The 14,528-nt window shown below is 48.0% G+C and carries 7 protein-coding genes; 4 read left to right on the top strand and 3 right to left on the bottom strand.

Going from position 1 to position 14,528, the window contains the following annotated elements; genetic code table 11:
• The first annotated feature begins 180 nt into the window (after positions 1 to 180).
• Together B5Z18_RS04305 and B5Z18_RS04310 are read left to right on the top strand one after the other, a co-directional pair.
• On the top strand, positions 181 to 2,517 hold the full coding sequence (locus B5Z18_RS04305; protein ID WP_079468154.1) for a PDZ domain-containing protein: 2,337 nt from the start codon (positions 181 to 183) through the stop codon (positions 2,515 to 2,517).
• 223 nt (positions 2,518 to 2,740) lie between these two features.
• Complete coding sequence (locus tag B5Z18_RS04310) at positions 2,741 to 4,021, top strand: OmpA family protein (protein ID WP_079468155.1); 1,281 nt, start codon at positions 2,741 to 2,743, stop codon at positions 4,019 to 4,021.
• A 44-nt stretch (positions 4,022 to 4,065) separates the two neighbouring features.
• On the opposite strand, the gene B5Z18_RS04315 is transcribed toward B5Z18_RS04310, so the two are convergent.
• Complete coding sequence (locus B5Z18_RS04315; RefSeq protein WP_079468156.1) at positions 4,066 to 5,979, bottom strand: DUF3857 domain-containing protein; 1,914 nt, start codon at positions 5,977 to 5,979, stop codon at positions 4,066 to 4,068.
• A gap of 3 nt (positions 5,980 to 5,982) precedes the next feature.
• Positions 5,983 to 8,013, bottom strand: coding sequence for a transglutaminase family protein (locus B5Z18_RS04320; protein WP_159454180.1), 2,031 nt, complete (start codon positions 8,011 to 8,013; stop codon positions 5,983 to 5,985).
• Positions 8,014 to 8,065: 52 nt separating this feature from the next.
• Between B5Z18_RS04320 and queG the strand changes: the two genes are divergently transcribed.
• Positions 8,066 to 8,980 (top strand): tRNA epoxyqueuosine(34) reductase QueG, encoded by a 915-nt coding sequence (gene queG, locus B5Z18_RS04325; RefSeq protein ID WP_079468158.1) that lies wholly within the window; start codon positions 8,066 to 8,068, stop codon positions 8,978 to 8,980.
• On the opposite strand, the gene B5Z18_RS04330 is transcribed toward queG, so the two are convergent.
• Entirely contained in the window at positions 8,977 to 9,777 is an 801-nt protein-coding gene (locus B5Z18_RS04330) for a DUF4350 domain-containing protein (protein WP_079468159.1), read from the bottom strand. The two genes, queG and B5Z18_RS04330, sit on opposite strands and share 4 nt — an antisense overlap.
• Before the next feature lie 404 nt (positions 9,778 to 10,181).
• Here B5Z18_RS04330 and B5Z18_RS04335 point away from each other — a divergent pair, with 404 nt between their 5' ends.
• Positions 10,182 to 14,243 (top strand): hybrid sensor histidine kinase/response regulator transcription factor, encoded by a 4,062-nt coding sequence (locus B5Z18_RS04335; protein ID WP_143313485.1) that lies wholly within the window; start codon positions 10,182 to 10,184, stop codon positions 14,241 to 14,243.
• Positions 14,244 to 14,528: the final 285 nt, after the last annotated feature.

Below are 14,528 nucleotides of genomic sequence, written 5' to 3' on the forward strand. Positions count from 1 at the left end.
TGTTATCAAACGTCTTCTGGTAACAACAAACCATGATCCAATGTTGCAACTCCGGAAATTATGACATATAAGGGAAAGGATTACTGCATTTTTAGCAGAAAATTAGTCCAGTAACTGCTAATTTTTCATTACAACCGCCCGGTTATTCCGGGTATATTTACCGTTTACCTATAATATGTTATGAAAAATATATTTGCCTGTATCGTATATGCAGCACCGTTATTCCTGCTCTCCCCGGTGCTGGTAGCGCAAAAGAAGCCGGCTATACCATTGCTGGTATCCACACACCCTTCCGCAACGGCCGGCAAGCCGTCCATGAGTTTACAAGCCGCCGTTGCACAGGCCCATGTATACCAGCAGCAACAACCCGGAAGAAGCGTTGAAATCCGGTTCCAGCCCGGTACTTATTTCCTGGACAGCACCCTGCTGCTGACTGCCGGCTATTTTAACGGCAACGTTACCTTCCGGCCGGCCGGCAAACCGGGCACAGTAACCCTCAGCGGAGGGAAACCATTACAGCTGCGATGGGCTCCCTGGAAAAATGGCATATATAAAGCATCCGTAAACATTCCTTTTGAGTTCAGTCACCTTTATATTAACAACACACAACAGGTCCGGGCGCGCTACCCTAATTACGACAGCAGCGCGAAACATTACAACGGCACCGCAGCAGATGCGCTGAGCCCCGCCCGGATAAAAACCTGGCAGCATCCTGAAGGCGGCTATATACACGCCCTCCACCGGGCGGAATGGGGTGGCTATCATTACCGCATCACCGGTGTAAATGCAGATGGCACGCTGCAACTGGAAGGCGGCTACCAGAACAACCGCCAGATGGGTATGCACGAACAACATCGCTTTGTAGAGAATATTTTTGAAGAACTGGACGCGGAAAAAGAATGGTTTTATGATAAAGCCACCCAAACACTTTACTATAAACCTGCAGCAGGTACCAACCTGCAAACAGCTATGGTAGTGGTTTCCAGGTTATCTGAAACGGTGGTAATGAAAGGAGATGCTGCGCATCCCGTTAAAGATATCACGTTTAAGGATATACGTTTTGCGCATACCAATGCCACGTTCATGGATACACGGGAACCGCTGCTGCGGAGCGACTGGGCCATTTACCGCGGCGGCACCGTACTGCTGGATGGCACCGAGAACTGCGTTATTACCGGCTGTGAATTTGACCACAACGGGGGCAACGCTGTTTTTGTCAGCAATTACAACCGCCATGCGAATATCAGTCATTGTAACATCCATGATGCCGGCGGCAGCGGTATTTGTTTTACCGGCAACCCCGATGCAGTAAGAGCGGCCTTGTTTGAATACAATCAATCGCCCGTATTTGCCGGTATGGATACAGCGGCAGGCCCGCAAAGCCCCAACTATCCGGATTCCTGCATGGCATACGATAATCTCATTTACCGTACCGGCCGTATAGAAAAACAAAGCGCCGGTGTGCAGATCTCTATGGCAATGGATATCACCGTATCGCACAATACCATTTATGATGTGCCACGTGCAGGCATTAACGTTAGTGAAGGCACCTGGGGCGGACATGTCATTGAATATAACGACGTATTTAATACCGTGCTGGAAACCGGCGACCACGGAGCATTCAACTCCTGGGGGCGCGACCGCTGGTGGTACCCCGACCGGCAGGTAATGGACAGCATGGTTGCACTGCATCCCTGGCTGGTGAAACAGGACGCTGTAAAAACAAACATCCTCCGCAACAACCGTTTCCGCTGTGATCATGGCTGGGATATTGACCTGGACGATGGTTCTTCCAACTATCACATCTACAGTAATGTTTGCCTGAACGGCGGACTTAAACTGAGGGAAGGATTTTTCCGTACGGTAGAAAATAATGTGATCCTCAATAACTCTTTTCACCCGCATGTGTGGTTTGAAAACAGTCATGATATTTTCCGCCACAACATTGTAACCAGCAGCTATAAACCGATTGGTATTAAGTACTGGGGAGATATCATCGATTATAACACATTCCCTGATGTAGCTGCCATCAATACACCCACTGATAAACATTCACAGGCAGGCAACCCCTTGTTTGTGTCACCGGCAACGGGCAACTACCAGGTAAAACCAGGATCGCCCGCATTAAAAGCAGGGTTTAAAAATTTCCCGATGAACCAGTTTGGCGTGGTATCCGCCAACCTGAAAGCGCTTGCCAAAAAAGCGCCGCTGCCCGTATTGAAAGCGGCAACCGCTGCTTCCTCCAATATCAGCAACTGGCTGGGTGCACAGGTCAAGAACATAGAAACACTGGGCGAACGCTCTGCCGCAGGCTTACCGGACAACAAAGGCGCCTTCCTGGTAGCGGTACCGGAAAATTTCAGGTACCCGGTAAAAACGGGCGATGTGATTTTACAGGTAGGAGAAAGAAATGTGAATAATGTGGATGATCTGCTAAAAGCCAGTACTTTCTACGCAAATAAAAAAGTCCCGCTGGTCGTATTCAGGAATCAGCAGCGGGTGAATATCAATCAATAAAAGGGGAAAGCGCTTACATCTAATTAAGGGTCAATATATTACAAGCATCCAGATATATGTTAAAACTTATATCTGGATGTTTATTATTAGGGGAATCAAACAACCCGGCCGCCTCCGTTGTTATAAAAGTCCTTGAAGTACAAACTGTACATTCCTGCTTACAGCCGGATGATTCAGCGTCAAAAACTGGTCACCACATTCTTCATCACTAAACCCTACAATTATGTCTTTCGATTTACTGGAAAGCGCTAAAAGTATTTTCAACAACAATGTCGTTAGTCAGGCCTCCTCACAACTTGGAGAAAGTGAAGGCGGCATTCAGAAAGCCATCAGCGGTATCATACCGGTTGTACTAGCCGGCCTTCTCAACAAGGCAGGATCCTCCGGAAGTGCCGGCGGTTTACTCGACCTCGTGAAAGGAGTAGCAGGTGATGCCAATCCTTCGGCCATTACCGGTGCACTGCAGGGCGGTACGGGAGGCTTGCTCAGTAAAGGCGCTGATTTGTTGCGCAGCCTGTTCGGCGACAAAGTAGGTTCCATTACCGGCATGTTATCCTCTTTTGCCGGTATCAAGGAATCATCTGCCAATACCCTGCTGCAATCTGCTGCGCCGGCAACGCTGGGTACAGTAGGACAGTACGCGGCCCAAAACAATCTTTCTCCCAATTCCTTTCTTTCCCTGCTTGACTCACAAAAAGATAAAATACTGGGCGCTATACCCGGTGGACTGAACATTGCCGGTATACTTGGCCTGGCCAACATCGGCGACCTCGGCAAAAAAATCGGCAGCCTGCTGCATATGGATACCGCCACTACTACCGCCGGCGCCGTAAATATCAAACCGGACGCCAAACCCGGCAGTAGCCGCTGGCTATGGTCCCTGCTGCTCATCCTCATTGCCATCATCCTGTTGTGGTACCTGATGCGCGGTTGCGGCGCCAATAAACACGATGGTATTCCGGTTACGGATAGTGTTACCACCAGCCAGCTTGCAGATTCAGCTACCATGACCGTTACGGAAGGCGGTCCGGTAGTTTCCCGCGAAAGTATCAAAGTAACCCTCCCCGACGGCGTTGTACTGGATGCATATAAAGGAGGTATAGAAGATCAGCTGGTAGTATTCCTGAAAGACAACAGCCGCGCAGCAGGCAAAGATGTATGGTTTGATTTCGATAACCTCAACTTCAAAACCGGCAGCGCTGAACTGACAGAAGAAAGCATGAAACAGGTAGGCAATATTGCCGCTATTATGAAAGCATTCCCCAAAGCTAAAATAAAGATCGGTGGCTATACCGACCGCACGGGCGACAGCACCCTTAACCTGCGGCTGTCTAAAGAACGCGCTGAATCTGTAGTCACTGCATTAAAGAAAAGTAATACCAACGCCGCGCAGTTACTTGGCGCAGAAGGCTATGGTTCTCAGTTTGCAAAGGCCGCAGCTGATGCACCTGAAGAAGAAAGGAAAAAAGACCGGCATATTTCCGTTAGTGTACGCGAAAAATAAATTCATATAAATACGAAGGGAAGGCCATCCAGCCTTCCCTTTTTTTATTCTTTTACCAGCACCAGCCGGCTCCTGTCTGCTCTTAGCATAGTGGCATAAAACTTCACCAGTTCCGGGTAATCTGCCGCCGGGAAAATCCCCGCCTTCCCTTCTACTTTTCGTATATAGCTCAGCGTATTTCCCTTGATAGAAACCGCAGCATTATAACTGCCAAATTTCGCGGTTACGGTTACCGGCGCCGGCAGTGATTCCGGTTTATATCCTGCCGGCAACGTGATGGTCACACTATCCACGTCCCGGTAAGCAAAATCGATCTTAATATCCGACTTGCGGGTTGCGTCGGGTTCCAGCTTCACACCACCGCGTGTAAGTATATTGGGGACAAGGAATATTCGTTTGCCCGTTACCGTTGCATAGTTGTTTCCTTTGATGTCCAGTTTCTCTTCAATGGAAGGAATAGGTGTGTTCAGCTCAGTGCAGTGATAATTACTGATATCATAACTGGAAAGGTTCAGTCCTTTCCGTAGTATTTCCAATTGCTTTTCCTGGCTTAGCGAATGCAGTCTTTCATGCAAATCATCCTGTCGCAGCCCACTGTAAATGGTCGTCGATTTAATATCAATGTTACCGGCAGAGTCAATAACAGCATTCACATGACGGATCTGTTCATTGCAATCCATTCCGTAAACAGGGGTGTGTATTAATTTACTGTCCTGTGCATCTACCAACAATACCGGCCGGTTGTCTGTAAACTGGCTCAGGTAGCCGGCAGGAAGCGTGTTACTGGTACATTCCAGCCAGGTAGTATCTTTCTCTCCCGGCACGCAAAGGATCATATGATTAAACTGGGACGACGGGAAATCTTCAGGCAATGTATGCTCACCTTTTCCTGCCTTTACGAGCACACAATTTGATTTGATCCCGGCTTCTTTCAGTAACGCCATCATATAATTAGATAGCGCCTTGCAATCGCCATAACCGTTTGCAGCTACCGATGCCGCATCAAAGGTTTGCCATCCACCTATACCCAGCTGAATACTGATATAACGATTATTCTGCTGAAGGAACTTATACAGCACCCTGATCTTCTCCTGGCGGCTGCTGATACCATCAACCAGTTCATGTACTTTAGCTTTGATGTTATCGGGCAACACATCCCTACCTGCATTGAGCTGATATATAAAGTTTCCGAAGTCCTTCCAGGTGGTCATTTTGCCTTTGTAGTTCCCCATCTCGAAATCTGTTGGGGCCAGGAAGATAGTAGGAGTCCGTTGATATAATTCAACCGGGTAAACTTCATACTTCCTGGCAGGAAGTTGATTGAGTTCCCAGGTGATTGTTTTGTTGCCTTTCTCTGTGGTGATGACCGGTTTACTTTCATAGAGATAACTGCGGTAACGCAATTCATAATTCTCCGGGTAAATAACAGTCAGCTTGCTTTTCTCAACAGCCATGTAAATATTTTCCTGCACGTGCCAGTCAGGTATCACGTTTAGTGTATTGTATCGCAGCTCAATCGTATACTCTACCGTATAGGGATATACGTTATAATAAAACTGGTGCAGCTTCGCGCGGCTATCAGACATCAGGCTGCCATCTCCAACTGCACTTATATCACGGATATCGCTTTGTTTTAAACGTTTCAGGAGCTTGCCATCGGCATCATATAAAGCACCACTGATAGAACGGATCTCCCTCAGCTTATCATAACCAAACCCTAGTTTTGCAGCGTCTGCGCCTGTTTCGTCCAACACAGTAACCACCCAATGGAAAACAAAACGGGTATCTGTAAGATCGTTTATTTTCACAGTACCTTCATCTAACCTTCTTACCACGTGTGCATTCGCTCTCAACGAGTCAGGAATAGCACTCACGGGATAAACCGGGTCTCCTGCCAGCACTACCTGCGACACAGCAACAAGGAAAAACAGGATCGCTATTGATAATTGCTTACGCATACTTTACTTTTTCTTTTTTAACACAATCTGTTCTGCTTCTTTCTTTACCACCAGGTCATAAAAGTCGCGCAGGGTTACATACTCTTCGGGTTCAAAGTTGGCTTTGTTTAATCTTACCCGGCAGCGCAGTTGTATGTGATTTTCTACTTGCTGGATAAGGTACTGAAACTGGCCTTCGTCGCCGTTATAGTTTGCTACTGCTGATTTCGGCAGTTCATCCACTACATAGCCCTCCGGCACGTCCATATTAAAAGAATACACTTCATCAGATACGCTGTTCATTTCTACAGGGAACTTGCGCTCCATCGCTTTGAAGGGGTTGCTTCTATAGGCTTCCGACAACAGCGGGTTGATGTACAACACTTCGCCATCGCCTACCTGCAGCTTAAAATCGTATTTTACCATCACGGGCGACTCCAGTTCTTTCAGATCCTCTATCGCTTTATTCTCCAGTTCTATTTCGCCGGTATAGGATTTTGTTATCCGCTTAAAGAACTCTTCCGGATCTTCATCTTTTACTGCCGTCCTTATTTTGTAAGAATCAAAGTAGGTAGGCCGTTGCATAAAAGAGCCCGACACCATACCGTTTTCTATTTTCCCCAGCACAACACTGGTAAACCGTTGTTCTTTCAGGGAGTCCGCTCCCAGGATCACAGGAGTGGCAAAATCATCCAATGAACGGGCGGCGCCGTTGTAACATTCTGCCGGCAGCTTTCCGAAGCCCAGCAAAGGTCTGGAGGCATCCAGTTTCAGGTATTCTTCTCCCAGGTTTACACCGGCAATCACATAATTGAAGTGGGTATACAAAGGATAAAACTGGTATACATATCCATTGCTGCGGGTACTCAGCAGTAATGGGGTAGCAAAAAGGTTGGCTTTCTTCAGCATAGCCACCAGCAACATGTTGATGTCGGACACATTCCCGTTCTTTGAATTAAAAACGGTTTTTAGTGATTTTTCCATCCACAGGGCGTTGTGATCGGTGCAGATGAAATTATCGCGGACCCAGGTATAGATTTTCTGCACTTTTTCCTTATCGGTTTTAGCATCTTTTACCAGTTCGTCTACTTTATCAGAAAGGAATCCATTGTAGGTAGTGAGCACTTTACCCAGTTCTTCCTGTTTCATCAGGTCTTTCATCAGCTCCTCCCAGGTGCTTTGAACCGGCTTGCGCGGCTCTCCGGGCCAGTTGTAGGCAGACAACTGGAATTCTACCCGGTTTACATAGTTATCGGTAGTGGTGATATAACTCTCTTCGTTAATTGGCGGCACATCTTTCAGCGCCCATTTATAAGTGGTGATGGAAGGCGTTACCGTTACCAGGTTGGAAGGCCCGGTAGCTCCATGCGATTCATTACGGAAGGTAAAAGTAGAACGGGAATACGTTTTTGTTTTTACCACATATGGCTCATATCCCTGCGGGATGAGCATATAGTCGAAGTACTCCGGGATGGCCACACTGTATTCGCTCCACAGGCGGGGATATTGCCCCTGGAAGTTCCAGGCCCGCAAGTGCCGGTAAAATGGGGAAGCAATCGAATAAGTGTATTCAATGATAGTGCCTTCCTTTACTGCGGGCAGGGTGAATTTCTTTATCAGCAGGGATTTATCCTGTTTGTCGTTGAATACATTTTTGCTTTCCATTTTTGTTTCCACCACTTCCCCGTTTTCGAGGTTGTAGGCAGCTGCTTTCAGGTTCAGCAATTTCTCTTCCGACGATTCTGATTTGTATATCGGCACCAGAACGGTAGCTACATCATAGCCGTTTGGATCAACGACCTTGATGCGCCGGTGTACTTTATACACGAGGCGAAGGTCGTTTCCATCCGACTCAAAAATGGAGGAGCCGATTTCAGACAGGATGATGGCGTGGGCGCCGGTATCTTTCTCTGATCTCTTAATAGCAAATTCTTCTTTGGAAACCTTACCAAATTTCATTTTACTTCCGTCCTGGGCAAAGGAGGACAGGGCGAACAAACAGCTGACAATGGGAGCCAGCGTAACAAAGGTATAGCGCATACAGTTAACGGGCATATGGGATATATATGCGGACCGAAGATATAAATAATATGCTAATTTTGCCCGGATGACCCACACTTTATTCATAAAAGAGCTGGCAAAAGAGTTAGGATTTGACCATTGCGGCATTGCGAAAGCGGTGCAGCTGGATGACGATGCCCGCCGGTTGGAAACGTGGCTGAATAAGGGTATGCATGGCAACATGCAGTATATGGAGCATCATTTCGACAAAAGGATCGATCCGCGTAAGCTGGTAGACGGCGCGCAATCGGTGATCACCCTGTTGTTTAACTATTTTCCTTCCGCGCAGCAGCGTACCGACGCCCCGCGTATCTCCAAATACGCCTACGGGCAGGATTATCATGAGGTGATCCGGGCGCGGCTGAAAACGATGTTGCTGCGTATGCAGGAACGCATAGGCCCCGTTCAGGGCCGGGGATTTGTGGATTCCGCCCCCGTGCTGGAGCGCGCCTGGGCCACCCGCAGCGGATTAGGCTGGATCGGTAAAAACGGGAACCTGATCCACAAACAGGCCGGCTCGTTTTTCTTTATAGCCACCCTGATTACCGATATTGAACTGGAATACGACGGCCCGATGGCCGACTACTGCGGTTCCTGTACCCGCTGCCTGGATGCCTGCCCCACAGAAGCACTGGTAGCGCCCGGCGTAGTGGATGGCAGTAAATGTATTTCCTATTTTACCATAGAACTGAAAGAACAGCTGATTCCCGATAAAATGAAGGGACAATTTGATAACTGGATGTTTGGCTGCGACACCTGCCAGGATGTTTGTCCGTGGAACCGCTTCTCCAAAGCCAACCAGGAAGCGGCTTTTACCCCCGTGCCGGCGATCCTGAACTTTTCTACCCGCGACTGGGAAGAGCTGACAGAAGAAGCCTTTAAAGACATCTTCCGTCACTCCCCTCTTAAACGCAGCAAGTTTGCCGGTATCAGGAGAAACATCAACTTCCTGAACACCTAGCGTCCGGCGGCTTTAATGAGCCATTGGGTAAGGTCTGTTGCTGCTTCATAGTTTTGGAAAGATGCCGGCAGCTTCTTTCCATCCACATATTCGTTATAAAACCAGGGGTCGCCAATGGCAAACACCTTTCCTTTTCCTACTTCCGCCACCGCCATAATCACATAGTCGCCATCCTTGTAAACCGCTCTTGCAGGGGCTTTCAGGGTTAAGGTAGACAGCTCCTTGATATACACCTGTCTTCCTGCCTGGAATATTTCATGCCCTGCCGGGATATGGAAAGTACCCTGCTCCCAGTTTTTGCCCTTTACCCGGTTGCGGCTGTCGCCGTTAAAATGGATCCCGAACTTTTCACTCAGCCTGTTAAAGTGCGAAAACTCCGCGTTGGCAGAGTCGTTCTCCAGCAATACCAGCACTCCGCCAGCCTTTACCCAGTTATAAATGGCGCGGGCGTCCTTTTCGTTCATATAGTTAGGCGTGGGCGATTCCTTGTCTGTGTCCGGATCAATGATCACATAAATGCCGGTGTTTTTCAGGTTGGCCGCCGTGGGCGCCTGCAGCAGGCTATCCCTTTTCACCCCGAGGGAGTCGAAAATATGCCCCCACAGCGACACGCCGCCGTTATCCGTTTCGCCCCAGATGTAATGCCACCTCACCGGGTTGCCGGCGTTGTCTTTTTTGAACTCGTTATTGTAATAGTAATCAAGCGTAACGGTGAGCTGCTTTGCAGGCGGTTGCTGCGCGAAGGTGGTTAACCAGGTTCCTCCCAACAGCATCATACTTAAAGTAATACGTTTCATGGATTTTCAGATTGGCAAAAAAAGTACTCAATAATCTTCAAAGATTATAGCGCTCCGGGAACGAAATTATCCAGCCTGAGAAAAAAATATGAGGTCCGGATGTTTTTTACCTTTTTTTAAATAATGTTTGCTAATTTCTTGACAATCGTTTTAGCTTCACCTACTTTTGTATAGCAAGAGGCTGGCTACCCCATAAACCGCAAAATATCATTTATCATATACCGGCTATGCCGGATTTTAGCTGATTAACTTTTTATGGACCTGAGTGCCATAACGTGGAATTTTAGCAATAAAGGTCGAATTCTTTCGACCTTTCTTTTTTTATATCTGTTTTATACTATATTGCTGCGCAATTATAATAATTGTCAGACCAACAATTTTTCAACCAGGTAAGGTGTGTGTACATGCGGAAGCGGGTCTTAATATTCATCTTGTTATTCCTCGTTACTTCAGTAACGCAGGGGCAAACACTCCCCTATCAGTTCAACCGGATTGATATCAACCAGGGGCTGTCCAACAACCAGGTCAACTGCGTTTTCAGGGATAGTATGGGCTTTATGTGGATTGGTACCGTATCAGGATTGAACCGGTTCGACGGGTATCACTTCACCGTTTACCAGCACGATCTGCGCGACACCACCTCTGTGGCTGATAACAACATCAATAAAATCATGGCCGGTCCCGGGCAGCAACTCTGGGTCAGGACCCGCTCCGGCATCAATATCTATGACCCGGTAACCACCCGTTTTAACCGGCGCCCCGAAAAAATTCTCAGCCAATGGGGCTTTTCCGGAAATGTAGTGACGGATATTGTGCATGATCCTTCCGGCGGATACTGGTTCCTGCATCCCACAGCAGGCGTGTTCCTGGTAGATGCCGGCAACAGGGCGCAACAGTTTACCCATACCAGCGACGGCGGCAGCATCGGCACCAACAGCGTATCGGCACTGCTACCCGGCAAAGCCGGTCACTACTGGCTGTTGCACAGCAATGGCTTACTGGAAAAAATGGATGCCCGCAGCCATCGCATTGTTTACCGCAACAATACACTCGTGCGCCCGGCAATCCCCGGCAACAGCTGGTCTATGGTGGCAGATGCCGACGGCGACCTGTGGCTGTTCAGCACCAACGAAGACAACGGCGTTTACTTTTTTGATGTGCGTACCCAACAGTTCCGGCATATCGATCAGAGTACCCCCGGCCTCGCGCTGAACAATAATATCGTACGGGGCATTGTTCCGGACAACAACGGGCTGGTATGGATAGGTACCGATCATGGCGGTATTAACATCATTAATAAGAAAACGCAAAGCGTCCGTTATATTGAGAATATCAATGAAGATAACCGCAGCCTGAGCCAAAACAGTATCACCACCCTCTATAAAGATAATACCGGCATTATATGGATCGGGACCTTTAAAAAAGGACTGAACTATTACCATGAAAACATGGTAAAATTCCCGCTCTACCAATACCAGGCGTATAGCCGTAACAGTTTGCCCTATAACGATGTAAACAGGTTTGTGGAAGATGAAGCCGGGAATTTATGGATAGGTACCAACGGCGGCGGACTGATTTACTTTGACCGCAGCCGCAACACCTTTACCCAATACAGGCACGATGCCAACAATAACAACAGCATCGCGGGAAATGTAATTGTAAGTCTTTGTATAGATCACAACAAACAGCTATGGGTAGGCACCTACTTCGGAGGGCTGGACCGGTTCGATGGCAGCCGCTTTATCCACTACAAACATAACCCGGCAGACAGCACCAGTATCAGCGATAACAGCATCTGGGAAATACTGGAAGACAGTCGCCACCAACTGTGGATAGGCACCCTCGGCGGCGGCCTTAACCGGATGAACCCTGCCACCGGCCGGTTTGAGCATTTCCCGCAGGTGAAGTCCACCTACATTTCCGCCCTGCTGGAAGACCAGCAAGGGAACCTCTGGATAGGTACTTCCGATGGACTGGATGTACAACACCTGGCCACCGGCGCCTTCAAACATTACAATAATCTCCCCGGCGACAGCAGCAGTCTGAGTCATAATAACGTGGTATGCATTTTCCAGGACAGCCAGCAACGCATCTGGATAGGCACCCGGGAAGGACTGGACCTCTTCAATCCAAAAAATAATAACTTCCGCGCCCTCCGCAAAGAAAACGGTCTGCCGGACAACTCCATTCTGAACATCCTCGAAGCCAACGATCACAGCTTATGGATGAGCACTCCCAACGGCTTGTCCAATATGACCATCAGCGCTGATGCCTTTACCTTTAAAAATTATGATGAATCTGACGGGCTGCAGGGAAAAGACTTCAACGAAAACGCTGCACTGAAAACCAGCCGTGGGGAGCTGATATTCGGTGGTGGCAACGGCTTTAACCTGTTTTATCCAAACGCCATTGCCCTCAACAATAACATCCCGCCTGTAGTACTCACCGATCTGCAGATCTTTAATAAAAGCATACTGCCCGGCGAAAAGATCAATGGGCGCGTATTGCTGAAAGCCGCGATCCCTGAAACACAAAGCATCACCCTGAAACATGGTGAAAATGTGTTCTCCATTGAATTTGCCTCCCTGAATTATTTCCACCCGGAAAAGAACAGGTATGCCTATATGCTGGAAGGATTTAATAGAGACTGGCTATATACCGATGGCCTGCAAAGGAAAGCCACCTTCACCAACCTCGATCCAGGTGAATATACTTTCCGGGTAAAAGCCTCCAATAACGACGGCGTATGGAATGAAAAAGGAATCACCCTGAAAATAAAAGTACTTCCCCCTTTCTGGAAAACCTGGCCCGCCTTTCTCGGCTATGTGTTGCTGATACTGGGCGCCCTGCTGCTGGCCCGCCGTATCATCCTGGAAAGGGAACGGCTGAAGTTCAGGATGGAGCAGCAAACGCAGGAAGCCGCGCGCATGCACGAACTGGATGCCCTGAAAATCCGTTTCTTCACCAATGTAAGCCACGAGTTCAGAACACCACTCAGCCTGATCATCACACCGCTGGAAAAAATCATCCGGCAAACATCCGAAAGCGGCTTAAAAGTACAGCTGGAGCTGATGCAGCGGAATGCCCGGCGCTTACTCAACCTGGTAAACCAGTTGCTCGACTTCCGTAAAATGGAGGTCCAGGAAATAAAACTCCACGCCGCAGAAGGCGATATCGTCGGTTTTGTAAAAGACCTTACCGGGTCATTTTCTGATCTGTCAGATAAAAAGCATATCCAGCTTAACTTCCAGAGCAATGTACAGGAGCTGAAGATGTTGTACGATGCAGATAAAATTGAGAAGATCATCTTTAACCTGCTCTCCAATGCCTTTAAATTTACGCCTGAAGAAGGCAGTATATCCGTTCACGTTAGCTACCAGGAAACAACCGCGCAACTGGAAATTGCCGTGAAAGATAATGGTATTGGTATTCCTCCGGAGAAGCAGGAGTATATTTTTGAAAGGTTCTTTCAACATGAAGTACCGGCTTCGATGGTCAACCAGGGCAGTGGGATCGGGTTATCCATCACAAAAGAGTTTGTGAAAATGCATGGCGGCAGCATTACGGTAGACAGTGCGCCGGAAATGGGCAGCTGCTTTACGGTGTACCTGCCGGTTAAAACAGCTACCGTTGCTGTTCCCGGGGTTGTACAGGAAACTATTCGTACTACCACTGCCGTTACACCGGCCGCCACCGTGAACAGCAACTCAAAAAAACCGGTGATCTTACTGGTAGAGGATAATGAGGATTTCCGTTTTTACCTGAAAGATAACCTTACCCAATACTTCCAGATTATAGAAGCAGAAAACGGGCTTGCAGCCTGGAAAGTGCTGCAGCAAACACTCCCGCACCTAATTGTAAGCGATATTTCCATGCCGGAAATGGATGGGCTGGAATTGTGTAAAAAGGTACGCGCCCAGCAACGCACCGCCCACTTACCTATTGTATTGCTCACTGCCAGGGCTGAAGAGGCCCAGCAACTGGAGGCGCTGGAAACCGGTGCATCCGACTACATCACCAAGCCTTTTAACTTCGAGGTATTGCTTTCGCGGATTAAAAACATTATCTCCCAGCAATCATCTCTCAGAAAAACATTCCAGCAGTATATAGAAGCCAACCCCGGAGAAGTAGCTATTTCATCTGCCGATGAACAATTTATCCAGCAGGCTTTACAAATTGTAGAGAAGAATATCTCCAATCCCGACTTCTCGGTAGAAGAACTGAGCAAGGCGCTTTTTATGAGCCGGGTATCTGTGTATAAAAAGATCCTGGCCCTCACCGGCCGGTCGCCCATTGAATTTATCCGGAGCATCCGTTTAAAGCGGGCGGCACAGCTGCTTGAAAAAAGCCAGCTTACCGTAGCCGAAGTCGCCTATGAAGTTGGGTTCAACAACCCAAAATACTTTACAAAGTATTTTAAGATGGAGTACAATGTACTCCCTTCCGTTTACGGAAAGAAGAAATAATCCCCCTACTTCAATTATACATCATCCCGTAAAACAACAAATCTGCCCCATTAAATAACGAAATGCGCCCCCTGCCTACGGGGTGCAATGGATAATTTTGTGTGACTACTATTAAACCTCATTATGTTCAAGCAAAACTTTAAACGAAGCAACCGCCTGTATCTGCTGATTGAAATCCTGCTGTATTGCGTGATCACAGGTTCCCTCATCGGCCTCTTCTTATTATAACGGACTTAAAACCAGCCCGTTCCTCCGCCGCATGTTAACATTTAATGCCCTAACCGT

This window comes from Chitinophaga ginsengisegetis (assembly GCF_900168065.1).
Classification (GTDB): Bacteria; Bacteroidota; Bacteroidia; order Chitinophagales; family Chitinophagaceae; genus Chitinophaga; species Chitinophaga ginsengisegetis.

Excerpts from the sequence above, each read along its gene's own strand:
- B5Z18_RS04320 (WP_159454180.1), bottom strand. The coding sequence starts at position 8,013 with ATGCCCGTTAACTGTATGCGCTATACCTTTGTTACGCTGGCTCCCATT.
- B5Z18_RS04310 (WP_079468155.1), top strand. The coding sequence starts at position 2,741 with ATGTCTTTCGATTTACTGGAAAGCGCTAAAAGTATTTTCAACAACAAT.
- B5Z18_RS04315 (WP_079468156.1), bottom strand. The coding sequence starts at position 5,979 with ATGCGTAAGCAATTATCAATAGCGATCCTGTTTTTCCTTGTTGCTGTG.
- B5Z18_RS04335 (WP_143313485.1), top strand. The coding sequence starts at position 10,182 with ATGCGGAAGCGGGTCTTAATATTCATCTTGTTATTCCTCGTTACTTCA.
- queG (WP_079468158.1), top strand. The coding sequence starts at position 8,066 with ATGACCCACACTTTATTCATAAAAGAGCTGGCAAAAGAGTTAGGATTT.
- B5Z18_RS04305 (WP_079468154.1), top strand. The coding sequence starts at position 181 with ATGAAAAATATATTTGCCTGTATCGTATATGCAGCACCGTTATTCCTG.
- B5Z18_RS04330 (WP_079468159.1), bottom strand. The coding sequence starts at position 9,777 with ATGAAACGTATTACTTTAAGTATGATGCTGTTGGGAGGAACCTGGTTA.